The organism is Desulfosporosinus sp. OT, assembly GCF_000224515.1.
Taxonomy (GTDB): domain Bacteria; phylum Bacillota; class Desulfitobacteriia; order Desulfitobacteriales; family Desulfitobacteriaceae; genus Desulfosporosinus.
In genome coordinates, this window is record NZ_AGAF01000243.1 from 22,989 (window position 1) to 47,845 (window position 24,857).

The 24,857-nt window shown below is 45.5% G+C and carries 29 protein-coding genes; 1 reads left to right on the top strand and 28 read right to left on the bottom strand.

All coding sequences use genetic code 11. The annotated features are described in order from the left end of the window. Window positions 1-664 precede the first annotated feature (664 nt). The 28 genes from flhB to DOT_RS31155 all read right to left on the bottom strand — a co-directional run bounded on the left by flhB (window position 665) and on the right by DOT_RS31155 (window position 23,680). A complete protein-coding gene (gene flhB, locus DOT_RS23200; RefSeq protein ID WP_009623976.1) occupies window positions 665-1,717 on the bottom strand; it encodes a flagellar biosynthesis protein FlhB in 1,053 nt (350 codons plus the stop codon). Beyond that, complete coding sequence (gene fliR / locus DOT_RS23205; RefSeq protein ID WP_009623977.1) at window positions 1,714-2,493, bottom strand: flagellar biosynthetic protein FliR; 780 nt, start codon at window positions 2,491-2,493, stop codon at window positions 1,714-1,716. Before fliR ends, flhB begins: the two co-directional genes overlap by 4 nt. A gap of 157 nt (window positions 2,494-2,650) precedes the next feature. Then, window positions 2,651-2,923 carry a flagellar biosynthesis protein FliQ gene (fliQ, locus tag DOT_RS23210; protein ID WP_009623978.1) on the bottom strand — a complete coding sequence of 91 codons (273 nt, stop codon included), beginning with the start codon at window positions 2,921-2,923 and terminating at the stop codon, window positions 2,651-2,653. 36 nt (window positions 2,924-2,959) lie between these two features. Continuing rightward, window positions 2,960-3,727, bottom strand: a complete 768-nt coding sequence (gene fliP / locus DOT_RS23215; RefSeq protein WP_040413349.1) for a flagellar type III secretion system pore protein FliP — start codon at window positions 3,725-3,727, stop codon at window positions 2,960-2,962. Continuing rightward, window positions 3,727-4,197: a flagellar biosynthetic protein FliO gene (gene fliO / locus DOT_RS23220; RefSeq protein ID WP_009623980.1), complete on the bottom strand. Its 471-nt coding sequence runs from the start codon at window positions 4,195-4,197 to the stop codon at window positions 3,727-3,729. Before fliO ends, fliP begins: the two co-directional genes overlap by 1 nt. A gap of 1 nt (window position 4,198) precedes the next feature. Continuing rightward, the gene (locus DOT_RS23225; protein ID WP_009623981.1) at window positions 4,199-4,561 is read right to left on the bottom strand and encodes a response regulator; all 363 of its coding nucleotides are present in this window, start codon (window positions 4,559-4,561) and stop codon (window positions 4,199-4,201) included. Window positions 4,562-4,576: 15 nt separating this feature from the next. Next, window positions 4,577-5,860, bottom strand: a complete 1,284-nt coding sequence (gene fliY, locus DOT_RS23230; RefSeq protein WP_009623982.1) for a flagellar motor switch phosphatase FliY — start codon at window positions 5,858-5,860, stop codon at window positions 4,577-4,579. Continuing rightward, window positions 5,853-6,848, bottom strand: coding sequence for a flagellar motor switch protein FliM (gene fliM, locus DOT_RS23235; RefSeq protein ID WP_009623983.1), 996 nt, complete (start codon window positions 6,846-6,848; stop codon window positions 5,853-5,855). The genes fliY and fliM overlap by 8 nt, the downstream gene beginning before the upstream one ends. Window positions 6,849-6,934: 86 nt before the next feature. Further along, window positions 6,935-7,372 (bottom strand): flagellar basal body-associated FliL family protein, encoded by a 438-nt coding sequence (locus DOT_RS23240; protein WP_009623984.1) that lies wholly within the window; start codon window positions 7,370-7,372, stop codon window positions 6,935-6,937. Further along, window positions 7,369-7,581, bottom strand: coding sequence for a flagellar FlbD family protein (locus tag DOT_RS23245; RefSeq protein WP_009623985.1), 213 nt, complete (start codon window positions 7,579-7,581; stop codon window positions 7,369-7,371). Before DOT_RS23245 ends, DOT_RS23240 begins: the two co-directional genes overlap by 4 nt. A 20-nt stretch (window positions 7,582-7,601) precedes the next feature. Next, window positions 7,602-8,051, bottom strand: a complete 450-nt coding sequence (locus DOT_RS23250; RefSeq protein ID WP_040413356.1) for a flagellar FliJ family protein — start codon at window positions 8,049-8,051, stop codon at window positions 7,602-7,604. 181 nt (window positions 8,052-8,232) lie between these two features. Then, the gene (fliI, locus tag DOT_RS23255) at window positions 8,233-9,540 is read right to left on the bottom strand and encodes a flagellar protein export ATPase FliI (protein ID WP_040413350.1); all 1,308 of its coding nucleotides are present in this window, start codon (window positions 9,538-9,540) and stop codon (window positions 8,233-8,235) included. After that, window positions 9,497-10,324 (bottom strand): FliH/SctL family protein, encoded by an 828-nt coding sequence (locus DOT_RS23260; protein ID WP_009623988.1) that lies wholly within the window; start codon window positions 10,322-10,324, stop codon window positions 9,497-9,499. Before DOT_RS23260 ends, fliI begins: the two co-directional genes overlap by 44 nt. Further along, window positions 10,308-11,312, bottom strand: coding sequence for a flagellar motor switch protein FliG (fliG, locus tag DOT_RS23265; RefSeq protein ID WP_009623989.1), 1,005 nt, complete (start codon window positions 11,310-11,312; stop codon window positions 10,308-10,310). The genes DOT_RS23260 and fliG overlap by 17 nt, the downstream gene beginning before the upstream one ends. After that, window positions 11,313-12,911 carry a flagellar basal-body MS-ring/collar protein FliF gene (gene fliF, locus DOT_RS23270; protein ID WP_009623990.1) on the bottom strand — a complete coding sequence of 533 codons (1,599 nt, stop codon included), beginning with the start codon at window positions 12,909-12,911 and terminating at the stop codon, window positions 11,313-11,315. Between the two features lie 97 nt (window positions 12,912-13,008). Beyond that, the gene (gene fliE, locus DOT_RS23275) at window positions 13,009-13,344 is read right to left on the bottom strand and encodes a flagellar hook-basal body complex protein FliE (RefSeq protein ID WP_009623991.1); all 336 of its coding nucleotides are present in this window, start codon (window positions 13,342-13,344) and stop codon (window positions 13,009-13,011) included. 7 nt (window positions 13,345-13,351) lie between these two features. Beyond that, entirely contained in the window at window positions 13,352-13,846 is a 495-nt protein-coding gene (gene flgC / locus DOT_RS23280; protein ID WP_009623992.1) for a flagellar basal body rod protein FlgC, read from the bottom strand. Between the two features lie 3 nt (window positions 13,847-13,849). Further along, complete coding sequence (locus DOT_RS23285) at window positions 13,850-15,028, bottom strand: chemotaxis response regulator protein-glutamate methylesterase (protein WP_009623993.1); 1,179 nt, start codon at window positions 15,026-15,028, stop codon at window positions 13,850-13,852. Continuing rightward, window positions 15,012-15,458 (bottom strand): chemotaxis protein CheW, encoded by a 447-nt coding sequence (locus DOT_RS23290; protein WP_009623994.1) that lies wholly within the window; start codon window positions 15,456-15,458, stop codon window positions 15,012-15,014. Before DOT_RS23290 ends, DOT_RS23285 begins: the two co-directional genes overlap by 17 nt. Before the next feature lie 201 nt (window positions 15,459-15,659). Then, window positions 15,660-17,876: a chemotaxis protein CheA gene (locus tag DOT_RS23295; RefSeq protein WP_009623995.1), complete on the bottom strand. Its 2,217-nt coding sequence runs from the start codon at window positions 17,874-17,876 to the stop codon at window positions 15,660-15,662. 343 nt (window positions 17,877-18,219) lie between these two features. Further along, on the bottom strand, window positions 18,220-18,588 hold the full coding sequence (locus DOT_RS23300; RefSeq protein ID WP_009623996.1) for a flagellar protein FlaG: 369 nt from the start codon (window positions 18,586-18,588) through the stop codon (window positions 18,220-18,222). Window positions 18,589-18,715: 127 nt separating this feature from the next. Next, the gene (locus DOT_RS23305; protein ID WP_009623997.1) at window positions 18,716-19,750 is read right to left on the bottom strand and encodes a glycosyltransferase; all 1,035 of its coding nucleotides are present in this window, start codon (window positions 19,748-19,750) and stop codon (window positions 18,716-18,718) included. A 100-nt stretch (window positions 19,751-19,850) separates the two neighbouring features. Next, window positions 19,851-20,048 (bottom strand): YjfB family protein, encoded by a 198-nt coding sequence (locus tag DOT_RS23310; RefSeq protein WP_009623998.1) that lies wholly within the window; start codon window positions 20,046-20,048, stop codon window positions 19,851-19,853. 99 nt (window positions 20,049-20,147) lie between these two features. Next, a complete protein-coding gene (locus DOT_RS23315) occupies window positions 20,148-20,423 on the bottom strand; it encodes a hypothetical protein (protein ID WP_242833905.1) in 276 nt (91 codons plus the stop codon). Window positions 20,424-20,481: 58 nt separating this feature from the next. Then, complete coding sequence (gene fliS / locus DOT_RS23320; protein WP_009624000.1) at window positions 20,482-20,874, bottom strand: flagellar export chaperone FliS; 393 nt, start codon at window positions 20,872-20,874, stop codon at window positions 20,482-20,484. A gap of 39 nt (window positions 20,875-20,913) precedes the next feature. Further along, window positions 20,914-22,653, bottom strand: a complete 1,740-nt coding sequence (fliD, locus tag DOT_RS23325; RefSeq protein WP_009624001.1) for a flagellar filament capping protein FliD — start codon at window positions 22,651-22,653, stop codon at window positions 20,914-20,916. Between the two features lie 34 nt (window positions 22,654-22,687). Continuing rightward, window positions 22,688-23,083: a flagellar protein FlaG gene (locus tag DOT_RS23330; protein WP_242833906.1), complete on the bottom strand. Its 396-nt coding sequence runs from the start codon at window positions 23,081-23,083 to the stop codon at window positions 22,688-22,690. A gap of 411 nt (window positions 23,084-23,494) precedes the next feature. After that, window positions 23,495-23,680 carry a hypothetical protein gene (locus tag DOT_RS31155; protein ID WP_139024287.1) on the bottom strand — a complete coding sequence of 62 codons (186 nt, stop codon included), beginning with the start codon at window positions 23,678-23,680 and terminating at the stop codon, window positions 23,495-23,497. A gap of 505 nt (window positions 23,681-24,185) precedes the next feature. Here DOT_RS31155 and DOT_RS23335 point away from each other — a divergent pair. Next, window positions 24,186-24,857 (top strand): N-acetylneuraminate synthase family protein (locus DOT_RS23335; protein ID WP_040413351.1); only part of this gene is annotated, 672 nt, incomplete at its 3' end.

A 24,857-nucleotide genomic window follows, 5' to 3' on the forward strand; every position in this document is an offset into this window, starting at 1 on the left:
TTTCTTAGCATCCTACGGCGCGAAAGTATGCGTTAATGGCTCTGCGCCTTCGGCGATAGTCTTCACTGGAGACTATCGTATTCGCACACGTTCCATTGCTATTCGCTTGTCGCTAAGGCTAAAACTCAAAACCTCTGGGCTTTCTGCATGTTAACCGTTGAGTTTCTTCACGCCTTATCGTCTGCGCTCATTGACGCAATTCCACTAAAGTGCTCACTAAGCTAAGAAACTTCCTCTGGCTTGGGTCGACGGGATTAGGCTTGTTCTTAATGCGTCGTCTGGGCTTAGTACGTTCGGGACGGTACTGGTGGGAAGGAGGACGGTTCTTACTTGCATTCAAGGGAGTTGTAGCGCTATTTGCGTCGTTGACGCAAAGTCGATTTATTAGGCTCTTGACACGAGCGTGGATGGGACGAGTGGGACGAGGGACGGTTCTTGGTTGCATGCATTCCATGGAGTGGCGCTGTTTGCGTTGTTGACGCAAATTCGCTTTGTAAGCTTTTGACACGAGCGTGCCACTGTGCAACTGGGGATGGTTCATGCATGCTAGTTGCACACATGATGGCTTTTCTGCATAGACTGCTGCTTGGCACCGCAGCATCCATCTGTTAACAAGCCTATTTGGAGCTTTGGTGAACGCAATATTGTTTGCATTTATCCCATATTATGCCCGTTTCCTTTTCTTTTTCAGCCGATAAACAAATGCTAGGACTTCGGCTACTGCTTTATAAAGATCCGCTGGAATTCCTTGCCCAATGTCTACTTGAGCGTAGAGGGCTCGTGCCAGCGGCTTATTTTCCATAATCACAAGGTCATATTCTTTTGCCAGTTGGCGCATGCGCAGGGCGAGTTGGTCTTGTCCTTTGGCGACCACGTAGGGTGCTCTGTTAACAGCTTGGTCATAGCGCAGAGCAACGGCGAAGTGGGTGGGGTTCGTGATGACAACATCGGCTTTTTTCATATCATGCATCATTCGACTCATAGCCATGGCCCGTTGTCGTTTCTTAATCTCACTTTTAAGTTCGGGATTTCCTTCTGTTTGTTTAAATTCTTGTTTTAATTCTTCGTGCGACATCCGCAAGTTCTTTTCATAGTCCCACCGCTGGTAGAGATAATCTAAGGCGGCTATCCCTAAAAAAGAAATCGAGATCTTCCAGGCGAGTTCCATCAGGGCTTGACCTAGGAAAATAGCCCCTTGCCCAACGTCGAGTTGTTGTAAAGCGGGATAGAGTTCAATCCGGTCTCTGATACAGGCATAAAGGTAATAACCAATGAGGATTACTTTGGTTAGTGATTTAGCCAATTCGACCCAAGCTTTAACGCCAAACATCCGTTTCGCGCCACTGATCAGACTAATCCTGGAAAGTTGAGGTTTCATTGACTCCCCTGTGAAGAGGATTCCAACCTGCATATAATTTGCGACTAAAGCAATCAGTAATCCTGTGCCTAAAATAGGCCACATGATTTGTATTCCTTGCCAAAGGATGTTGAGCATCATACTTGACACCGAATGTTCAGTCCACTCTGAAGAGAGGCCTAAAACGTACGGAAAGAGCTGCTCCATGCGCTGCAACATATTCGGAATCCAGTATTTAAGAACAGCTACTAAGCCTAAGAGCATTAGTGCTGAGATTGCTTCCTGACTTTTAAAAACCTGGCCCTTTTTACGAGCGTCCTGTTTACGCCTGGGCGTGGCTGCATGTTTTTTCTCGCTCACTGCTTCCACCCCTGATAAAGTTCTAGGAGCCAAGACATGTTCAGATTAAAGAGATGCGATATGGCTTCCCCGAAAAAAGGAAGCGAGAGAAACAGTATGATAAATCCAAAAATAATTTTGACCGGAAAAACTACCGAAAAAATATTGAGTTGGGGTACAGTTCTTGATAAAAGTCCCACCCCGACATCTGAAACTAGAAGAGCCCCAAACACAGGTAAGGCCATTTGAATCGCTAAAGCAAACACATGGGCAATGAGTTGGGCGTAAAAGGTAAAATTACTGGGCAAGGTGGCTGGATTAATGGGAATATAGGCATAGCTCTTGACCATAGCGGCAATTAGATAGTGATGCGAATTAGTAGCTAATAGCAGCATTGTGGCCAAAACCATCTGAAAATTACCCATCATCGGGGTTTGTACACCATAAACCGGGTCAATCGCAGCCCCCATAGTAAACCCCATTTGAAAATCAATCAGTTGCCCTGCTCCTATTAAAACAGCAGTCATAGTATATATCAGAAATCCAATGACTAGTCCCACCAAGACCTCCTTAATTACCACTGCAACATAGGGTAACAGTTCAAGAGGAATTGACGGCTTGGCCGCAGAAATCAAGGGGTAAACAATCACTGACAGGCTTGCAGCCAAACCCAGCTTGACAACTCCAGGAACACCTCGAGCACCAAATACTGGAGCTAACATAATCATACCAGTCCAGCGGGATAAGATCAGAAGAAATAAAGAAAGGTTCCATTGGAGCAGCTCAGTTAGGCTCACATCTCTATACCCCCTACTCGTGGTTCGAAGTCCGATATTCGAATTGAAGCGAACAGAGTTTGCGCAATAATTTAAGATTTTGAGTCCCAATTCCGTTCTTCAATTCTCAGAATCGAATTCAAGTATCGTACCTCGTGCCTCGATCATCGAACTACGCTTACTGGCTTCCAAACGTCGCTAACTGAGTCAACAAATTCGAAGTGTATGCGGTCAGAATAGATAACATCCACGGACCTAGCACAAGAAGAATGGCAACCACTGCGACTACTTTAGGAATAAAGGAGAGCGTCTGTTCTTGGATTTGCGTCATAGCCTGGAAAATGCTAACCAGCAGGCCGACCAACAAACTCATTCCTAGGATAGGTCCTCCCACAAGAAGCACAGTGCCTACAGCTTCCTTAGCCATATATAGTACTTGATTCTGGCTCACTGCCGACAGTCCCCTTTCTGTACAAGTCCACTTTTCCTAATGAAAACTAGTCACCAAAGACTGAACCACTAAATGCCACCCATCAACTAACACAAATAATAACAGTTTAAAAGGCAATGAAATCATCATGGGAGGCAGCATCATCATCCCAATTGACATCAACGTGCTAGAGACAATCATGTCGATGACGATAAACGGGATAAATATCGCAAATCCCATTTGAAAGGCCGTTTTCAACTCACTGATAACAAAGGCGGGGACGAGTACATACGTTGGAACTTCTCGATAGGTTTTGGGGCGCTCCATTTTAGACAATCCTACAAAAAGCTCCAAATCCTTTTCCCGAGTCTGTCTAAACATAAAATTCCTTAAGGGCTCTTCCGCTCTGGTCAAAGCCTCCGTCTGGGTGATCTGATTCTTCATATAGGGCTGAACCGCATTCGTATTAATCTGGTTCCACGTCGGAGCCATGACAAAAAAGGTTAAAATCAGGGCTAATCCCGCCATTACCTGATTAGGGGGAAGTTGCTGAGTTCCCAGCGCATTGCGCACAAAGGACAGCACGATGATAATCCTGGTAAAGGAGGTCATCAGCATGAGGATAGCCGGAGCTAAGGACAACACAGTCGTAAGCAGCAACAGTTGTATAGACGTACTCGTTTGTTGAGTCGTCGTGTTTCCCAGATCCAAAGTCAAGCCTGCCGCCCAGACCATTTTGGGATTTACCAAGATCCCCAACCCCAGAACAACAACAACGGGTATCCCGATTGTGAAGAGTTTCGTTAAACGGCTTGGAGAAGACATTATTTTTCCACCTCGTCAAGCAAACGTTCCAATTCCGCAGAAAAAGACTCTTTCTTTCGGGAAGGTCTGACCATAAGTTTTTGTAAGCTATGGGCCCATCCTTCCACTCTTTCAGTTGGACGCATCGCAATCTCTTGCAAAATTTCAGCTGCAACGACTGGATCATTGATCTCACTGATTTTCACCAAGTTATGATCCGATCCCCCAAGAACTTGTAATTGTCCGGCAATCTCAACCAGGTAGAGGCTCTGAGTGCCACCTAACATCTGTCGGTCGAGAACCCTTACCCATGGGGCGTTCATATTCCGACCACCCGCCCGATTGAGGCGACGGATAACCCAAAGGGACACGAGTAAAATAAGGAGGAAAACCAGCAACGTTCCCAGAAGCCCCCACAACGAAAAATTTGACTGCGCAGCAGCCGGAGCTGCCCCAATTGAAGGAAGCATTTGGTCTTCGTTGAAGGACATACTACTTCAACGCCTTCGTAACAGCCTCAACCACACGTTCCGCTTGAAAGGGCTTAACGACAAAGTCTTTAGCTCCAGATTGAATCGCTTCAATAACCATGGATTGTTGCCCCATGGCACTACACATGATAACACGTGCTTTAGGATCCCGTTTGCGGATTTCTTTTACTGCTTGCAGTCCATCCATTTCTGGCATAGTAATGTCCATAATCGTCAAGTTCGGTTGCAATTCAACATACTTTTCTACGGCCACGGCACCATTTTCAGCTTCACCAACAACGGTAAATCCATTCTTAGACAAGATGTCTTTCAGCATCATACGCATAAACGCGGCATCATCAACAATCATCACTGTAGCACTCAACTTAGTTGGCCTCCTTTATTTAAGAGAATTCATCCGTTCCATAGGATGCACGATATCGGTAATGCGAATTCCAAATGTTTCATTTATGACAACGACTTCACATTTAGCAATCAGCTTGCCATTGACAATCATATCGACTGATTCTCCGGCCAGGCGATCGAGTTCAATGACTGAACCTGGACCCATTTCTAAGATTTCTTTAATTGTTTTTTTCGCTCTCCCTAGTTCTACACTAATTTGTAACGGAACATCTAGAATCAAACTCAGGTTATCTGGCTGTACTGGCGGATATCCTGGTTGAAGAGGTGCAAACTGAGCCGGTTGAACGGGTGTCGAAGGCCCAGGAGTATAATTTGATGGCGGTGGATAATAGCCGCCTTGAGTATTGACCTGTGGCGTCCCATATGGAGGGTAGCCGTCTGGAGCCGCTGGGTAAGGCGGTGCTTCATAAATTGGTGGCGCTTGCGGCGGAGTTTGATAGGCTGTCGGCACAGGTTGCGTGGGGACAGCAGATTGCGGAGTGGGAACAGGTGAAGCAACTGGGGCCGCCGGAGCTGCTGATGAGCCACCCGACATCACACTCATCAACTTGTTGACCATCCCTTTAGCCACGCTGAGCGGGATCACTTGAATAAGAATGCTGTCAATAACCTCTTCTACAACCATCCGAAAGGAAATCCGTACGAGTGGCTCATGGGCGGACAGGAAACCTCGAATGACATCATCCTCCAGCGACAAGTCATTGAGCACTAAGTTAGGTGGAGTAATATCTACCATGGCATTAAACATGGTCGACATTGAGGTAGCCGCTGACCCCATCATCTGATTCATGGCCTCAGAAATTCCACTAATTTGAAGCTCCGAGAGTTCTACGGATGGATTTTTACCGTCGCCCCCCATCATCAAGTCAACAATTACTGAACCGTCTCGTTGGGAAAGAATCAAAAGATTTGAGCCCTCTATGCCGGCCTTATATTTGACATCACAGATCACGGAAGGGATCGGATAATCTTTGCGAATCTGATCTGAGGACGTCAGATCAACTTTTGGCGTGGTGATATCTACCTTTTTACCCAGCAACTGAGATAAAGTTGTTGCAGCAGTACCCATTGAAATATTGGCAATTTCTCCAAGAGCGTCTTTTTCCATCGCATCTAAAAAACCATCCATCGACGGAGTCTCTTGAATCGGTTCCGAAAACACTGCTGAATCGGATCCTTGATCTTCATCTGGATCAGGTTCTAGCGTCCCCCGAAGTAAGGCGTCAATCTCCTCCTGGGAGAGCATACCATTACCCATCTTGTTCCCCTCCTTCCTTTACTATTTCTGTAAGCTGAACGGCGAGATGTTCTCCATTCAATCCTGGAACGGACTTGAATTTCATAAATTCTCCTACATAAATCGGCAGTGGATCATTTACCGACTGGTTGAGCGGGATAACATCCCCCTTAGCCAGATCGAGGAGGTCCCGAACAAGGATTTCCGAGTGTCCCAAGAAGGCAACCATATCTACCTTCGCCCACTCTATTTTTCGCCGTATCGCCTCAACCTGCTCCGGTGAGGTGATCTTTGCTTGAGTGGAAAAGAGGAAGAACGTGCTAAGCTTATCTAAAATGGGTTCGAGGACGAGATAAGGCATACATATGTTAATCATCCCAACTGCTTCACCGATTCTCACTTCCAGAGTAACGAGCAAAATCATTTCGTTTGGAGCCACAATCTGAGTGAACTGAGGATTGATCTCCATGGCCATAAACTGCGGTTTAAGCTCATAGACCTCTGCCCAGGCCTCTTCTGTCAAATCAATAATTTGGGTCAGACGGTGTTCGACAATGGTTCGTTCAATTTCCGTTAAATCCCGGTTTTTTTCAGCGCCTTGTCCTTGCCCTCCTAAAAGACGATCCACTACAGTGAACGCCAGCGTGGGGCTCATTTCTAATAAGACAGTCCCCTCCAACGGATTCAACGAGAAAAGTCCTAAGACCGTGGGATTGGGTAGCGAACGAATAAATTCATCATACGTAATTTGCTCAATTGAAAGCACTTTGCTTTCGATGACAGAATGCAAATGTCCCGAAAAGTAAGTGGTCAATCCACGACAAAAATTTTCGTAAATGTTTTGGAGGGAGTGAATCTGATCCTTGGAAAACTTATTCGGACGCTTAAAATCGTACACTCGAATCCGCTTTTGAGTCTTGGTTGTTTTCATTTCCTCCGCATCAACTTGCCCGTCGGACAGTGCATTCAGCAGAGCATCGATTTCTGCTTGAGACAAGACGTCTCCCATAGAATCCCCCCTCTCATATCGATATTCGATGTTCGTGCTTCGATGTTCGAATCCAAGAACCACGAACTGAGACGATTATATCACGATTACTGATAAACCAAGGACAAAAATAAGACATCCGTTATTTTGTTATCTCCGACTTCATTCAGTTGTTTAATTAACTCTTCTCGTAATTTTTCCCGTGCAGCCGAAGTTTGCACATCAGCGAGGGATTTGTTAGCTAAAACTGTATTGACCCGGTCTTTCAAGAATGCGTCTTCTTCCTTCAGAATTTCTTCAGATTTCGCATCTGTCACTTCAACCGTAATAGTCGTCTTCAGAAAAGCTCCCCCTTGCAGATTTACAGTGAAATCACCGATGGGTAGAAGTACGCCTGCTTTTTTCGGTTGACCTGCATTCGCACTTGATGTACTTTGTCCAGAAGTTTTGAAGATAAACTTTTGAGCTCCAACTGTCCCTCCTACACCAAGAACCAAGCCCACGAGCAGGGCGAGGATCATAAAGATGAGAGACTTTCGGTTCATGAATTTGCACACTCCTCTACTTTACTAATCTGGCGACAGCGCCGATGAAATTCAGCAACCCGCTCAATAAGAACTTCAACGGGCTCAGAGACCACGAATTTATTTCCTCCAGTTAAGGTTATGACCGTATCCGGAGTTTCCTCCATCATTTCAATCAGGTCAGGGTTTAAGGCAAAAGATTTGCCATTTAAGCGAGTGACATAAATCATAAAATACGCCCTCCTTCATCTTAGACTGATTTATTTTGCTGACGCCAGTGAAGAACCTGGCCAGATTCATCCAACAGCTTCTGTTCCTTCTGCAGCTCTGCCACCAAGAAAGCCTTGGCTTGTTTCTCCTTAAGACGTCGGAATTTCTCGACCTCACGGTGCGCTTCCAATAATAGGCGGCGCACATTCTCTACAACCCGTTCTTGCTCTATCCGGTCTGATTCACATTGCCCCAGCCTCCGCTTTTGCTCTAATACAAAGATTTGCCACATTCCTAAATCTTCAGGCCGATGTCGCCCTGCGTCCCGTTGCCCCTCCTCCGCCTCACTAAAACGTGTTTGTTGAATCACGCAGGCCTGGACACAAAGCTCCAAACGCTGCACCGCTTGGGCATACTCCCTCTGAGTCATTTCTAAAGCCTGTTCAGCTATTTGGAGGCTTGCTTCCAAGCGAAACCGAAATCGAGCCATCGTTTCCACTCCCTCCGCAAGCTGTCCAGCACTCAACTTCATCCACTTTCCAAAACTACCACTATAATAATAAGTGTAGGTTCTATGCCCCGTTTCAATGGAAGAGACTCTGTATTCCGGCTTCTGGCCTCTGCCTTCTGACCTCTGTATCAGTAGCCAAAATTGAGTACTGGATAGTCACTTACGCTGGCCCAATAATCTCCCGCATCTGCTTTAGCATCTCTTCAAAACCAGCGTGTTCGTCCACCCCTTGCCGTGTAAACGCCTGAATGCGGTCCATATGCGCAATGGCAGCATCAATCTTAGGATTACTTCCCGACGTATATGCCCCGATATCAATCAAATCCTTCGCCTCACGGTAAATCGCCAAATGGCCTCGCACTTGACCGGATAAGGCCTTGTGCTCCGGACTGATGACATCATTCATCACCCGACTAACGGATTGCAATATATCGATGGCTGGAAAAGTATTCTGCATGGCTAGTTCTCGGGTTAAGACAATGTGCCCATCGAGTATCCCTCGGACCGAATCCGCTATCGGTTCATTGTGGTCATCCCCATCGACTAATACTGTGTAGATTCCGGTAATACTTCCAGTTTCCGCCATGCCCGAGCGTTCCAATAGTTTCGGCAGAAGAGCGAAAACGGAAGGAGGATATCCCCGAGTGGCCGGTGGTTCACCAACCGTGAGCCCCACCTCCCGTTGGGCCATGGCAAAGCGGGTCACTGAATCCATCATGAGCAGTACATTTTTACCCTGATCCCGGAAATATTCAGCAATGGCGGTCGCTGTAAATGCGGCTTTCAAACGCACAAGTGCTGGTTGATCTGAGGTCGCCACGATGATCACCGAACGAGCCAACCCCTCAGGCCCTAAATCTTTCTCGATGAAATCTCGCAGTTCTCGGCCACGTTCCCCAACCAAAGCAATGACATTAACCTCGGCTACAGTGTTTCTGGCCATCATTCCAAGTAAAGTACTTTTTCCAACCCCAGAACCAGCAAAAATCCCCATCCGTTGACCCCGACCAATGGTTAGTATTCCGTCAATCGTTCGAACACCAACACTGAGTACGTCCTGAATTCGAGGACGCAATAAGGCATTGGGTGGTTTGTTTTGCAGAGGGTACACCGTTTCAGTCAGCAAGGGGCGCCCATCCAGAGGATTTCCAAGTCCATCAAGGATCCGACCGAGTAACCCCGGCCCTACCGGGACCGTTAACTTTTCGCGTTGGGGAAGCACACGATCTCCAGGAGCAATTCCTTCGAGTTCTCCCAGCGGCATGAGCAGGGTTGTTGAATCCCGAAAGCCGACCACTTCAGCCGGCAACGCAATTCCGCCTCGTGTGACAATATGGCAATATTCCCCAACACTAGCCCTTGGACCAGCTGCTTCGACCATCAAACCCACGATCTTAGAGACTCGTCCCTGAGCCGAGATCGGATCAGTATGTTCCACTGTCGGAATTAATCGATTCCAAGCCCCCATGTTCGAGCTCCTCTCGTAGGATATGTTCCAATTTATCTAATTGAGCTTCGAGCCGAGCGTCAAAAACTCCTTCCTGACATTCCAGGAAACAATCTCCCTGATTTAGAGATTCGTCCATTACCCACGGACAAGGGGGTAAACTGCCCTCGGGCAATTTTTCAAGCCAACCAGCGTCTTCCACAGCCACATGGAGTCTCCACCCTAAACGTTCCTGAGGCAGCAAAGTAAGAGCCCGAATGATTTCCACCAAGCGCTGGGGTTCAATAGCCATACTGGAACGCACTAAACGTTCTGCGATTTTCAGCGCCAGCTGGAGTAAATCCTCATCGACTTTAGCGTATTCTTCTTGGACTGCCTGCTGAGCCAACTGGAAGAGTTTATTTACATTTTCAGATAAGCGTTTTCCCTCTGCTTCACCTGCTGCAAAACCTGCTCGATATCCTTCCGCCTGCGCAGTCTCTACAACTTCCTGACGCAAGCGTTCTAAATCAGCTTGTGCCTGAGCATGGATTTCCTGAGCACGGCTTTCTGCCTCAGCGAGAACTGCCTGGGCACCCGCTTCAGCCTCCGCTAAAATCACGGCTACCTTCTTCTGCGCCTCTTCCTCGTACGCAGAAGTGTCCAGCCATTCGGGGTGGGCCGGATTTTGCTCCTCAACTTCTTCGGTTAGCACCGTTAAAAACGCGTCCAGCTGCTGAAACCCTTCAGTCCACTCCACCATTCGCGGGGTAGACACCTCTACGTCATAGTTTTTAACAACGCGTCCTTTAATAAATGATTTCATCGCTACCTCCTCTAGAAATGACAATTGCGCCACTTTCTTCGAGCTTACGAATCACTTTCACAATGCGTTGCTGGGCTTCTTCGACATCACGCAACCGAACTGGCCCCATAAATTCCATATCGTCTTTGAGCATTTGAGCAGCCCTTGAGGACATATTGGCCGTAATCTTTTGCGCCACTTCGGGGTTGGATCCCTTTAAGGCCAGACCCAAGTCCTTGGTTTCCACTTCGCGCAAGACCAGCTGAATACCGCGGTCGTCCAGCATGACAATGTCTTCGAAGACAAACATCTGCCGCTTGATCTGTTCAGCCAACTCAGGATCATCCATCTCTAAAGTATCCATGACCACTTTAACCGTTCCTGGATCAGTGCGGTTAAGGACATCCACGATACTTTGAATTCCACCCGATGTCGTATAATCAGTAGGAGCCAAACTAGAGATTTTGCGCTCTAAAACCTTTTCAATCTCCTTGAGCACTTCCGGACTTGTGCGGCCCATCGTCGCAATCCGTTTCGCTACATCAGCCTGTCGTTCAGGCGAGATGCTAGCAAGTAAGGTCGCCGCTTTATCCGCTGGAAGATGGGTCATAATCAGGGCAATCGTCTGAGGATGTTCACCTTGGATGAAGGAAAAAAGCTGTTTGGGGTCCGTCCGGCGCACGAGATCAAAAGGTCTCATTTTCAATGATGAGGATAGACGACTAATGATCTCAAACGCCCGCGTTTCTCCAAGTGCCCGTTCCAGAACTTCCCGCGCATATTCGATGCCTCCCTGAGAGATATAATCATTGGCCATGCACATCTGATGGAATTCTTCTACGACATAATCCCGCTGTTCCGGTGAAATCTTACCAACATTAGACATCTCTAGGGTTAACTGTTCTATTTCTCCCTCAGCGAGGTGCTTTACCACCTGAGCGGAATTCTCCGCACCTAAGGCGATCATGAGAATCGCAGCCTTTTGGATTCCCGATAAAGCCAGCGCCATTTAACTCTCCTCCGATAGCCAGGTTTTCATAAGCCGAGCAACTTCATCCGGGTTATTTCGCGAATATAGTTCGACAGCCTCTTTGGTTTTTTGTTTTTGAGTTTCCTCGACTGTCTTAATATTTTTCTGGGCCATTCTTAACTTGGCCTCTTCCTCGGCAGACTGTTGGGCCATAAGAAGCTCTGCGTCAGCAAGTGTTACCGGCTCAGGGCCGTTTAGACCCAACATTTTTTCAGCGCGCGCTTTCTTCGAACGGTTTCGGAGCAACACGAGGAAAAACACTAAGCCCACCGCAGCAGCGACACCAATCTCAATGTAGTTAACGAGCTGTTGCCGTTTCTGAGCTTCCTCCATCGCTAACTTTTCTTGTTGTAGATCTGTTTTATTAAATGGGATGGCAGCCACTTGAATCTGATCTCCTCGGGTTTGATCAACTCCCGCTGCAGAACCCACAATGGTTTTAATTTGATCCAGCTGGGCTTGATTAACAGTATCCGCATCTGCCATCACCGACACAGACAAGTGTTTTACAGCGCCGGGACTGACCACTTGTTCCTCTTGCGTTGTATCCACCTGATAGTTCCGCGTCGTATTTTGCTTGGTGGAAGTCGAATTCACATCGGAAGCTCCCGTTGCATACGTCGGGGCCCCATTTGCTGTCACTCCTGGAGTGCCTCCTGCAGCTGTACCCGTACCATTGGTAGTATTTTCTGTGGAACTCTGCTCACTCACCACAGCTCCGGGTCCATTCGTCTGCTTTGTTCGTTTAATTTGATCGAAGTCCAACGCCACATTGATTCGAACGACAGTTTTGCCCACACCCAACACTCGATCTAACATAGTCTGGACTGATTTTTGAATGTCCTCTTCAACTGTTTGTTGAAGTTGATATTGGGTTCCCGTGAGACGTTGAGGATCACTGCTTTTCCCTAATACGTCCGATAGGACATTTCCGTTCGTATCCACAATCGTCACATTCTCCGGTTGCAGTCCTTCTACCGATCCTGCCATAAGATTGGCAATGGCACGTATCTGATCATCACCGAGTTTTGTGCTCGGAGCAAGTTTTACCGTCACCGCTGCTGTAGCCGATTTTTCACTATCTATAAATAGTGAAGGTTCAGGTATGACGATATGTACGCGCGCATCTTGTACACCATTCAATGTCTTTAATGTATTCTCTAATTCATTCTGCAGTCCGAGAACATAACGCAATTTTCGATCAGCGTCCGTCTCTCCAAGGTGCATGGTATTTAAGCTATCAAAACTGAATTTACTTTCTTCAGGCAGCCCTGCACTGGCCAGCTGTAGACGAATATCAGCAGATGACTGTTGAGGCACCGTAATGGTTGAACCATTATCCTCCAGCTTATAATCCACTTTCAAATCCTTCAGTTTAGTCGTTATTGCTGCTGCATCCGTGTCACTAAGTTTCGTGAAAATCGGAACATATTGCGGAGTTCCCGCCCAAGTAATTAAGTAAACTAACGCACCAGCCACCAAAAGAGGAGCAATTACCGTTATTATTTTCTGTGGGCTAGAAAGCTTGTTCCAGAATGTTTTTACCGATTGTTGAATTCCGGCCCAAGAAAAATCCATCCTTCGCTCCTCCTTTCTTTAAAACTTGGATTTTTTTTATAATTAACCCACCAAAAAGTGCAACTCGAGACGTATTCACTAATAACACCTTGACTCCTTACATTTGCATACGCATTACTTGATTATAAGCATCCAACGCTTTATCACGTACAGATACCGTTAAGGACAGCGACAAGCTAGCTTTTTCTAAAGCTACCATTACCTCAGACAAATCTTGAACCTGACCGGTTGCTAATTGAACACTAGCGGTATCAGCGTTTTTTTGTAAAGCATCAACTTGGCTTAAGGCATCGTCTAAAAATTTGGCAAAATCCGTCCCCGCCTTTTGAGCTCCATCTCCAGAACTGATGTTGGGTGTACTTTCCAGACCTGTAGAGGCAAGGGGACTCATTGCCCCCAGGGGCATAATGGGTACTATTGGCTGGATACTCATTTAAGCATTACCCCTTTCCAATCTCTAAAGCTTTAGTTGCCATTGACTTACTAGCATTGAGAGCCGTCACATTCGCTTCATACGCACGAGAAGCGGAAATCATATCCACCATTTCCGTTACAATATTTACGTTCGGTTGACGGACATAGCCTACGGGTAAGCCCGGCTCAGCCACTTTAACTGCATCTGGAGAATTGGGATCATATTCTAAGCGAAAGGGGTCTTGGGCATTAGAAATTTGATCAATTCTTGCCACTTGTACCCCATCTCCCACGTTTTGTCCTTCCAAGGTTTTCCCGAGGACACTAGCAAACGGTGTTTCCGGGGGACGTGGAACAAACGTAGCGACTTGACGACTATAGGGAATGGGGTTTCCAGCAGGGGTCTGTTCTCCTGTACGCGTGGTATTAATATTAGCGATATTGTTGGCTACGAGATCCATCCGCAAACGCTGGGCGGTTAAACCGGAAGCACTGATGTTTATTGCCCCGAAAAGACTCATGATTTATCCCCTCCTCATAACACATTCCACGATCGTTCGTCCAATCTCCCCGAGCGGTACAATTCTGTCTGCTAGACCAGCATCCACCAAGGTTCTGGGCATCCCGTAAACCACACAAGTCTCCTCTGACTCAGCAATCGCAAATCCCTCTAAGGCCTTGACTTCTTTCATGCCTTTCGTACCGTCATTTCCCATTCCAGTCATGACCACCCCCAAGGTACCTCTGCCAACTTCCTTTGCTAAAGAAAGAAACATGACATCGACCGAAGGATGATACAGCGTAGGAATGGGGGCTTCCATGCCAATATTCAGAGTCAGTTGCCCGGACTTGCGTTGAACCTGCAACTGTTTACCTGCCGGAGCCACATACACTGTTCCCGCTTTAAGAGCCTCCCCATGTATCCCTTCCCTAACATTTAAAGGACAAAGTCCATTTAGGCGTTGAGCCAGCGGACCAGTAAAACCCGCGGGCATGTGTTGAGCGACGAGCACCGGAACAGGGAAATTGGCAGGCAAGACTGGCAGGACAGCTTGTAAAGCAGAAGGCCCCCCTGTAGACGTACCAATGGCTACAATTTCAACCGTATGTTTAGGTAACAAGCTTATCTTTCCCGTACCAGAAAGGCGCGGACCAGATCCTAAAGAGGTACCAGCCGTTGAAACCGGAGTCACTATCTTTGTCCCAGTCGTTTGCGTAGCAATCCCCGTGGTTAAAGATGCTCCTGTAGAGGAAGAGCTTAATCCCTTGCGCCCGAGACGTGCAGGATTTACACTGGCTGCCGCTTTTACTTTTTCCACCAGATCACGCGAGAGGGCCTTCAGATCAGCTCCCGGACTACCCGACGGTTTAGCCACTACATCGAATGCCCCTAAATCAAGGGCCTTCAACGTAGCCTGCGCTCCTTCTGTCGTCACTGCGCTCAAAATAATAACGGGTGTTGGCTGCCAGCGCATGATCTCATCTAACGCCTGAAGTCCATCCATGACCGGCATCTCAACATCCATCGTCACAACTTGTGGATGAAGAGATTGCAGTTTCAGAATCCCCTCTCGCCCATCTCGCGCAACGTCTAAAACTTTAATACCCGGGTCCTGATTAAGGATCTTTTGGAGTGTTAAGCGCATAAAGGGAGAGTCATCAACGATCAAAACCCCAATAGGTGCTTTAAGTACTGAGCTCATGGCCTGTCTCTCCACCCATGATGTTATCCAGATCCAAAAGGATAAGCAGGCGTTCACCAATTTTACCTACGCCACGAATAAACTGGGAATCCATACTTAAAGCAACTTGCGGCGGCGGTTCAATGGCTTCGCTGTCTATGCGCAAGACTTCCGTTACCGCATCAACTCGAATCCCAAAAACTTTACTTTGAACTTGCAGAACGACGATCCGGCTCAGGTCGGTTTCTTCCACGCGAGTCATTCCAAAGCGGTTGCGTAAACTGACCACCGGAATCACATTTCCGCGCAAATTAATGACACCTTCTACATAACTCGGTGCTTTTGGTACCCGTGTGATGGGTGGAATGCGGATAATTTCTTGGACACGCATGATATCCACCCCAAATTCTTCTGATCCTAAGTTAAAGGTTACTAATTGTTCTTCAGCCATTGTTTATGCCCCCCTTTTCGATTTTCGTGGTTCGATATTCGTAGTTCGAACTGGAATAAATACTTGAAAGTTTAGAACATAATTAAAAATTTCTTATAATTGATGTTCGAAGTTCAGGTAATTGATCAAGATAAATTTAAATCGTCCCTGAAAATTAACAAATTTTCACTCTTATTCGAACCACGAACATCGAATATCGAACTACGATTTGCGTGTAACTAAAACGTCCTGAATTAATGAGCCGATATCTAAGATTAATGTCACTTTGCCATCTCCGAGAATTGTTGCGCCGGCAATTCCGGGCAAGTTACTCAAGATATCGCCCAAGGACTTGATGACAACCTCCTGCTGTCCGCGCAGTTCATCAACGATGAGTCCCAGTGCTTTATCGCCAAAGCCGACAACGACAACAAAGACCTCACTACTTTCGTTTTCTGGAGCAGGAAGACCAAATTTTTCTTGTAAAGAGATCAGCGGCAGCGTGTTTCCACGCAGTTGAACCATCGGCAACCGACCCACAGTTTTGATATCCGTTCGATTGACCAATAGGGTCTCAAGAACAGAAGAGAGCGGAACTGCATAAATCTCTTCTCCGACTTCGACGAGAAGCGCTTGAATAATCGCCAAGGTCAGTGGCAACCGAATGGTAAACGTTGTTCCTAACCCTTGACGAGTTGTAATATCCACCATTCCGCCTAGATTATTTAGAGCCTTTTTGACAACATCCATCCCCACACCCCGACCAGAAATGTCGGTCACCTTTTCTGCCGTGCTAAAGCCCGGTAAAAAGATCAAGTTAGCGATATCCCGTTCAGAGAGTTCTTCCCTCTCGCCAATTAAACCCTTAGATACTGCAATATTCCTGATTTTATCGAGGGGTAATCCAGCCCCATCATCAGAAATCAGGATCGCTATATGGTTCCCTTCATGGTAGGCATCCAGCGTCACGGTACCAAGTTCTGGCTTACCTGCCGCACGCCGCTCTTCCGGCGACTCAATCCCATGATCAACCGAATTTCGGATGAGATGCATTAAAGGATCTCCGATAACTTCAACTACAGTCTTATCTAATTCCGTGTCTTCGCCTTTTAAAACGAGTTCTATTTCTTTGCCAGTCTTTTTAGCAAGATCACGAACCAAACGAGGGAAACGACTAAAAACAGTCCCAATCGCTACCATACGCAAACGCATAACACTCTCTTGCAGGTCGTTCATCAAACGACCCAAATAGACGTTGGCTTCGTTTAAACTATTGACCATATTATCCGTTTGGTACTGAGCTTTCAAATCCAAGCCAATTTGAACCAAACGAGTCCGAGTAATAACCATTTCCCCTACAAGGTTAATCAAATTATCCATCCGTACCGTATCCACTCGGATCGTGTGCACTTGCGTGTTCCCTTCACCATTGGCAATCCCGTCAGTAAGTACTGCAGAATCTGAACCTATCCCTTTCGGTTCAACCATAGCTTTTTGACTGGGGATGGTCTTTAGAGATTTCGCTTGTGTCACAGCTTTAGAGCTTATACTAGGCGTTGTCTCCAGTTCTGAAATGATTGTTTCTAAAACCTCTGCCGTATCTTTAGTTGTATGCGCAGTTTTTTCAGTTCCCCCTATGCCATCTGGGTAGGGGTGAATGACAACATCCACTAACTCAGAAATTTCCAATAGTTCTCTCCGCATCTCTTCAATGGGTTCATCACAGAGCACAAGAAGAGAAAAGCCTTCATCATTTCCGGCCTCCAAGTCTTCGATGCTGGGAAAAAGCTTAATCACTGTGCCCATTCCTTCGAGCCGTTGGGTCGCCATAACCGCCCGAACTGCTTTCATAAGGGTATTAGGCGCCAGTTTCACATCGACTTGATATATACCATACCCCATCATATGAGCATTGTTAATCTTTGCACTTTCTGGCTGATCTAGGGAGAAATTCAGAGGGACAAAATCATCCTCCAAGGCTTGTTCATTTCCTGGGACAGGCTGCAGACTCGTCTGAGCGGCAGATTTTTCACCACTTATTAAGTCTTTCATCGAGGAGACTAAGTCTTCATAGCCCAGGGTGATCTCCAATCGCTGCTCAACTTGAGACAACATCGCTTTGACACGATCAGTTACTGCTAAAAGGATGTCGATCATTTCCAGAGAAACGTCAATCTTCCCCTGACGCAAACGATCCAATAAATCCTCAGCAGCATGGGTCATCGCCACAATTGGTGTGAATCCCATGGTCCCCGAAGCACCCTTCAAACTGTGAGCTGAGCGGAAAAGATCGTTAATAAGCCCGATATTTCCCCCTTCTTTTTCCAGTTGTAAGAGTCCTGCTCCGAGCTTTTCGATCTGTTCTTGGGAATCCAACAGGTAAAACTCTAAGAACTCCCCCAGATCGACCCCTTGATTTTTGTCGTCATCCTGGCTCATGCTTTGCCACTCCTATCTTCTTCATAAGACATTTTATGAACTGCTTTATGAGTTACCGGCTATACTATCTGGAAAGTTGCACAGGATTTTTATGTAGCCTTATTCGACCGACAAATAGACATATTGCACGAATAAATTATTCGCCATCTTTTTTAGAATTCCTCCAAAAAAACAATGTAAATCCACTTCTTTTCTATAGTAGCATCTACTTGGAGAACAGTATATAGTTAATTCGACAAATTTCTATGGGACTTTTGGGAAAAAAATAAACAGAACGCGTAACTTGCATTCTGTTTATCGGAGTCTATTTTGTTTCTTAAGTCTATTTTCGTTCAAAGCTCTTTCAGACTTGTTTGTCAAACAGCAAGCCAATCATATCTCTAAAGGAATTTAGAATATCCAAAGCCCGCTGAGATGGAATTTCATCCAGTAATTCCCCATTTTGTTGGTCGATAATCTTTACCACAACTCGTTGGGATTTTTCGTCAACCCTAAACTCTAAGCGCTTATCAATAATTCCCATGAGCCGGTTGAGCTTTTCTGCAGCCTTTTCTACTTCCTCTCGTGGAATCTCTTCGCGAGCAGAAGGAATTTCTTGCTTGCGATCGACGACGGGCCGAGGAGTCTCTTGAGACCGTTCCATTTTTTGCCCAGAAAATGTATCCATAGGTATCGTGGTAGATTGGGTATTTGGTTGAATGGGATTAATCATAGGCAAATTCCTCCTCAAATTACCTATTCACAAATTAGCTAAACGGTACAATTGAAAAACAACCGACTTTTAAAAAATTTTCATTTTTAATATTGGAAATCCAGCTTTGAAACTTTAACTCTATAAGCTAAATTTCTCTGAGACGCTTAAGAGCAGCAGGATAATCTCCGCATTTTTGGTAGTAACTAATCGCTTCAACCCGATATCCCAAACACTCATAGATCACAGCAATATTATACTTTGGCAAATAGGAATTAATACCTTCTACCCTCCCCTCTTGGTTCCCAATACACTGCAAGAATTGTTCGATTGCCTGAGAGAATTTCGCGTTATTCATATAGACAAGGCCCATTAGAAACAAATAATCAATTGAACCAGCATAATGCTTCTCGTAGTTTATGAGACATAGCGCTTCAGCATAACTTCTACAATTAATTAAGGCATACACGTGAGTTTCAACCAGATTTTCCACGTATTCTAGGGAAAAATTCAACGGCAAGGCTAAAGCTCGTTTAAAGCAAGCGACTGCCTCATCATAGTTCTTGGCCAGATAATAGGTTTTACCTAATTGATATAGCCAATAAGGATCCGAAGGACGCTTTTCCACCTCCTTCTCTAAAAGCTTAATATTTCTGGCGATTTTTTGAGTACGTTGAATCACCGCTGGGGTATAGCCTCTATGTTCAACCGTAATCTCCAGCGAAACGGTATAATACGGCGCTCCATTTTTTCTGACGAGTTGTTCATGAATAGCCCCTTGATAATGAAACAGGCTGCGCTTAAAAAGACGGCTTATTCTCTCACTTATCCGCTTCTCCTCAACAATATTAATCAGTTTGATGCGACCCACAATCGGATCTTCGACCCTGAGGAGAGTACGGAGGGATTCAGTCTTAAATTCGGTGATGACTTCATCTGCATCCAGCACTAACACCCAATCATTAGACGCCTTCTCTAAAGAGAAGTTCCTGGCAGCAGCAAAATCATCCACCCAAGGGAAATCATAGACCTGCTGGGTAAAATTCAACGCGATCTCCTTCGTCCGATCTGTGGAGCCCGTATCTACCACGATGATCTCCTGAACATAAGGGCAAAGCTGGCGTAAGCTTTGCTCCAGGAGCTCCTCTTCATTCTTCACAATCATACATAAGCTTAGTTTCATTGCCACCCCGCTCTTCTCTGAAAAAACCAGAGACAAAGACCCCGGCTCTCAAAATTAACAAAGCCACTAGCTAGGTATAATCTAAACTAGTGGCTATTCCTTAAGCTTGCATGTCAAGCCTAGCTCCTAAATTTGGCTGAACGGACAATTCCATAGCCTTGGTTGACTCACCTGCTAAGGACGTAATTGAATCACCATTCGTCGCTTCAACGCCCATCGCCATTTTCATGACCGACATGCCCACCTGTTCTTGAACTTTACTTTGATTAAGCATAACTGACATAGCCGCTATATCCATATAGATCACTCCTTACGTTAGTTTGCACAGAACGTCTAGCCAAAAGGTTTTGCTTTGTTCATTCACTTCATAAATTTGTTGTCCAAATCATTCTTTCTGCTAACGTCGCCAACTTAGCCGACTAGCATCCGTAGGACTCCCACCACTATAGGTTTCTCGAACCTGATGTTGCCGCTTACTGACCAACATCCTCGACTGCAGTTTCGAAATGATAACTTGGTTAACTTGCTGGATTTCATTCAGTACCCTCTGCCCCTCGGGCGAGTCTTTATAGTTATCATCGGCGGTCTGGCAGATGATGGTCTGAAGGCGTTCTCTCTGACTCAGCAAGTCGTAAAAGAGCTGCATATCCTGTTTGATCAAAAATTTTTCCATCTCTTTAGTCAAAAAGCGAAAATTCTGCCACAAATCACTTGTTTTCCTGCCAGCCATCCTACTTGCCTACTGCTCTAGCGACATGTGTCTGTTCCATAGCCCCGACCCACGCCTCTCGTAACTCTTGCAACACATTTTTAGCTTGCTGCAGTTGTTGCACATCTCTTTTGATATTCCCTTGAATTAAACAGTGTTCCGTGTATTCATAAAGTCGGGCCCAGTTTTTCGATATTTCATAGCTCATGTCCAATGTTACGACAAATTCGTGCACGATAGCCTGCACACGCTGATTAGCGTGATGCGCTTTTTCAATATTTCCCTGTTCGGTCGCCAAAATGCATTCACTCAGAAATCTTAAAGCTCCATTATAGAGCAATAAAGTCAACTGAGCAGGTGAGGACGTCATCACCTGCTGATTTTTATAGACATTAGCCATCTGGGCGTTCATCATCTGCATTCCCTCCTAATTACTTCCTTGCTCCCCTACTAATCAACTACTAGAGTCGAGCATTGATGTTATCCAACTGCTCTGCGAACTCAGCGATTGCAAAGCTACCTCCATAGCATTGTACTGCTTATAATAGGTATCCTGCATCATGTCAAAGGTATCTTCGGCAGATGTAATTTGTTTGTTGAGCGCAATGATTCTCAGGGCATAATTGCTACTGCTATCTGTTTCAGTCAGTGACGAAGTACTGGCTATCGTTCTCAATTTAGATCTTACGCTGTTCAGACTATCATAAATCCGTCCGGAAATTCCTTGGCTTGACCATTCAGTCGACGTTGTAGTCCCATCCGCTGCCCCGGCCGCTGCCGTTGCCGTTGTGGTTGTCGTTGTCCCATCAGCTGCCGTTTTCGTTGTGGTTGTCACACCCCCAGCAGTTGTTGTTGTCACCGCTGTTCCAGGTGCTCCAAACAGTTCATACAACACATTGGGATCAGCACTCAAGGCGGCCTCTAGTTTATCTGTATCCAAGTGCAGCTTGCCGCCCTCAGTATATTCGCCCGTGGTAATCCCAATTGATGAGGCACTATTATACGTACTGTTACTACCTGAAACAACAGCTGAAAAAGCACTTCTCATGGTGTTGATCAGACTTGTCAGGGTAGAGTCGTTATAGAGCATCCCGCTCTCTGCTTTCTCATTCCATTTCTTAATTTCTGACTCTGACATATCGGCTTCCTGAGCGTCCGTAAGCGGAGGATAATCAGTATACCTTGCTTCCGACACCTTATCATTGAGCTCCTCCAAGATTGTATTATATGAATCTACTAAGGACTGGATATTCTTTACCGCACTATCTACATCGTTACTCACACTCACACTCGTCGCTATCCCCCCGGTAATAGTATTAGCAGCGACGTCAAAACCGGTTACACCCGAAGAGACCCCAGTCAGTGTGTAAGAGACATTCGAAATAGTGAAAGAATTGCTGGCCTCGGTTAAAATTGCTCCATCAAGTTGAAACACTGCATCTTTGCCCTTGCTGATGTAAGAACCTGAATCCAAGGTCAAATCTAGTTTCAACTTATTGACAAAAAAATCCGTCCCGCTCGTATCACCAGCAACGTTTGAGGTGCTGTCCGTAATGCTAATCTCAGCTGCAGACCCAGTATTCGTGCTCGTCAAAAAAAAACGATCCAAGGTGCTGTCATAACTAGCCTGAACATCGATCCCTGCATTATTGATCTGGCTTACAAGATCATTCAGAGTTCCCTCGGGATCCACGGTAATCTCCGCACTCGAGTCTCCATTAGCTATCGTCACAGTAAGCGATCCAGTTGGCGTAGTCCCGCCATAAAGCTGATCAACGATTTTCCCACCCACAGCCGTACCGGCTGGGGTAATATCAGCCCTACTCGTCAGATTTGCACTACTGGCTAGTTGGGCTACCACCAAGGAATGTGTGCCGTCCAAGGCCGCTGCACTTGCTTTGGCAGTGACTACCGAGGTGTTGCTCGTCGATACCGTATTGGGGGACAACGTTTTTTGAAGTTTATAATTAGACATCGCACTACTGAAAGTACTGATATCATCATATACCGTATTGTAGGCAGCCTTCTGCCATTGTAAGACTGTTTTCTGTTGGGTTAGTTTATCCAATTTTGTTTGCTGAGCAGTCATTAAGGCCTTTACGATGGCATCAACGTCAATACCCGAACCAGAAAGTCCATAAGTCCCGGCTAACGAACTGGTTGAACTGGTTGAACTGGTTGAACTAGTTGACATATTAGATCCCTCCTAACCAGATTAGAATTTGCAATTATATTTTTTTGTCTAAGAGAATTCCCACTAGACTGCGAATTGAAGCTATGGTATCAAGAAATTCGTGGGTAGGAATCTCTTTGATCACTTTATCTGTTGCTTGGTCAACAACCTGAACCATCAGTTCTTGTGCCTTTTCATGATACTTAAAATGAATATTCGTATCAATTTCATGCATGAACTGATTCACGGCCTCGGTCATTTTTTTCACATCTTGTACCTTGACCGGTTCTTGATGGACTTTATCCGGGCTAATCACCGTTGCAGCGGATACATCACTGCTAACCCCGACTTGAACCTTGGTTACAGGCTGAACAATCAAAGTCTCCTTAGTAGCATAGGCAGACCCCTCCTTGGCAGCTGTTTGTATGGCACCTATATCCAAATTGAACACCTCAACTCGATTTTCTCTTAGTTCTTTATCGGCACACTGGAGAGAAATCTTTAGGGCTACTCAATTATTTTTCTTTATTCATATATTAAAGCATGCTCCTAGCTCTTAAGATCACTAAGGTCACTCGCTCGCTAGACCTAAACTAGTGGCTATTTTTTGTGCTCGCATCACTAGCCTTGCATTGCATATCTAGTTTTACATGATCAGTCAACCCCGCTATAATGACCACGGCATTATTCTGCTCGAAAGGATTTTTTACTATGGCAATGACTTTAAGAATAAAAGAGTATTTTATCGTTTTTGGGTATCACTTTCCAGTTTCAGAATAAACATTGCTAATAATCTTTCGCATATATAAACACTTTCATAGGGATGGTGTGCTCTGTCTCAGTAACGCTAAGTACAGATGTTTTATGGGCAACAAAAAAAAGACTGAATACACTCAGAGATATGTACAGCATTTCGCAAGGGCGATGTAGGCTGCAACAACACAAAATAATCCGGCAAACACTCTTGTTCCCGCAACGATAACAACACCGCCATAACTACGTCTCTACTCAGAGCGGTATCTGTAACTAATTCGGTCGGACGATCCAATACCTCTTGCTCCCCAAGCCACACTCACCTGCTTAATCACCGCATCATCAGTACTGACGATGCAGCGGGAAATTTGCGGACACGTTAGTGCCGTTAAAATGTTGTGAACAATGAGCGATTTACCGTCCAGTGGCCTCAAGGTTTTAATGCGTCCGGGGGACTGGTACTTCCCGGAATTTGTCGAAAAGCTATTTAGCTATTTTGCTCGGTAACAAATGTCTTTTTCAGCTTCAGAGTGTAATTCAATAATTGAAATTATGTGTCTCAGGTGATACGATTAAGTGCTGATTCCTGACACCAACTTATCATGACTTTTTTGAATTGTTAAATAGTTACCGAAGACTGGTTTGAACTTTCAATTCATGATATTTTCTTACACATAAAATTCCTTTTGTTCTAATCTACCTTCCAATGATACCGCCCTATTAGTCATATAGAGGTTATGTCAATTTTGCTCAGCGAATGTTGAATTTGTAAATTAATTTAAAGTAAAGAGGTATAAATCATGACTAACTACAAAAAGCCTTACGTAATCGCAGAGGCAGGATGCAATCACATGGGGCAAATGGAGATTGCACATAAGTTAATTAAAGTTGCAGCTGTTTTCTGCAAGGCAGATGCGATCAAGTTTCAGAAAAGATGCAACAAAGAGTTACTAACGGCGGAGCAGTACTTCGCCCCCCATCCAAATCCAGTAAATTCTTACGGTGATACCTATGGTGCGCATCGTGAATTTCTGGAATTTACGATAGAACAGCATGCACAGCTTAAAAAATGGTGTGAAGAGTTAGGAATTACTTATAGCACATCCGTATGGGATTTGACTTCAGCAAAAGAGATTGCTTCCTTGGGACCAGAATTTATTAAGATTCCTTCGGCTTGCAACAATCATTATGAAATGCTCAAATGGCTCTGTGATAACTATAAAGGCGAAATTCATCTTTCTTTTGGGATGACAACACATGACGAAGAAGAACAAATCGTTCAATTGTTTGAAGATAAAAATCGTAATAATGACTTGGTGATTTATAGTTGTACTTCAGGTTACCCCGTACCATTTGAAGATATATGTCTTTTAGAGATTGTTCGATTAAAAGAAACATTTGAGACTAGAGTTAAAGAGATTGGTTTTTCAGGTCACCACTTAGGCATAGCGATTGATATGGCAGCTTATACC

What these genes read in the sequence shown, in the direction of transcription:
- fliM (WP_009623983.1), bottom strand. Translation starts at nt 6,848, where the DNA reads ATGGGAGACGTCTTGTCTCAAGCAGAAATCGATGCTCTGCTGAATGCA.
- DOT_RS23260 (WP_009623988.1), bottom strand. Translation starts at nt 10,324, where the DNA reads ATGAAATCATTTATTAAAGGACGCGTTGTTAAAAACTATGACGTAGAG.
- fliS (WP_009624000.1), bottom strand. Translation starts at nt 20,874, where the DNA reads ATGATGAACGCCCAGATGGCTAATGTCTATAAAAATCAGCAGGTGATG.
- DOT_RS23300 (WP_009623996.1), bottom strand. Translation starts at nt 18,588, where the DNA reads ATGATTAATCCCATTCAACCAAATACCCAATCTACCACGATACCTATG.
- fliD (WP_009624001.1), bottom strand. Translation starts at nt 22,653, where the DNA reads ATGTCAACTAGTTCAACCAGTTCAACCAGTTCAACCAGTTCGTTAGCC.
- DOT_RS23250 (WP_040413356.1), bottom strand. Translation starts at nt 8,051, where the DNA reads ATGGCTCGATTTCGGTTTCGCTTGGAAGCAAGCCTCCAAATAGCTGAA.
- flgC (WP_009623992.1), bottom strand. Translation starts at nt 13,846, where the DNA reads ATGAGTCTTTTCGGGGCAATAAACATCAGTGCTTCCGGTTTAACCGCC.
- fliF (WP_009623990.1), bottom strand. Translation starts at nt 12,911, where the DNA reads ATGGATTTTTCTTGGGCCGGAATTCAACAATCGGTAAAAACATTCTGG.
- DOT_RS23295 (WP_009623995.1), bottom strand. Translation starts at nt 17,876, where the DNA reads ATGAGCCAGGATGACGACAAAAATCAAGGGGTCGATCTGGGGGAGTTC.
- DOT_RS23240 (WP_009623984.1), bottom strand. Translation starts at nt 7,372, where the DNA reads ATGAACCGAAAGTCTCTCATCTTTATGATCCTCGCCCTGCTCGTGGGC.
- DOT_RS23305 (WP_009623997.1), bottom strand. Translation starts at nt 19,750, where the DNA reads ATGAAACTAAGCTTATGTATGATTGTGAAGAATGAAGAGGAGCTCCTG.
- fliE (WP_009623991.1), bottom strand. Translation starts at nt 13,344, where the DNA reads ATGAGTATCCAGCCAATAGTACCCATTATGCCCCTGGGGGCAATGAGT.
- fliP (WP_040413349.1), bottom strand. Translation starts at nt 3,727, where the DNA reads ATGTCTTCTCCAAGCCGTTTAACGAAACTCTTCACAATCGGGATACCC.
- DOT_RS23290 (WP_009623994.1), bottom strand. Translation starts at nt 15,458, where the DNA reads ATGGCTGAAGAACAATTAGTAACCTTTAACTTAGGATCAGAAGAATTT.
- fliO (WP_009623980.1), bottom strand. Translation starts at nt 4,197, where the DNA reads ATGTCCTTCAACGAAGACCAAATGCTTCCTTCAATTGGGGCAGCTCCG.
- fliI (WP_040413350.1), bottom strand. Translation starts at nt 9,540, where the DNA reads ATGGGGGCTTGGAATCGATTAATTCCGACAGTGGAACATACTGATCCG.
- DOT_RS23285 (WP_009623993.1), bottom strand. Translation starts at nt 15,028, where the DNA reads ATGAGCTCAGTACTTAAAGCACCTATTGGGGTTTTGATCGTTGATGAC.
- fliY (WP_009623982.1), bottom strand. Translation starts at nt 5,860, where the DNA reads ATGGGTAATGGTATGCTCTCCCAGGAGGAGATTGACGCCTTACTTCGG.
- DOT_RS23315 (WP_242833905.1), bottom strand. Translation starts at nt 20,423, where the DNA reads ATGGAAAAATTTTTGATCAAACAGGATATGCAGCTCTTTTACGACTTG.
- fliG (WP_009623989.1), bottom strand. Translation starts at nt 11,312, where the DNA reads ATGGCGCTGGCTTTATCGGGAATCCAAAAGGCTGCGATTCTCATGATC.
- DOT_RS23245 (WP_009623985.1), bottom strand. Translation starts at nt 7,581, where the DNA reads ATGATTTATGTCACTCGCTTAAATGGCAAATCTTTTGCCTTAAACCCT.
- DOT_RS23310 (WP_009623998.1), bottom strand. Translation starts at nt 20,048, where the DNA reads ATGGATATAGCGGCTATGTCAGTTATGCTTAATCAAAGTAAAGTTCAA.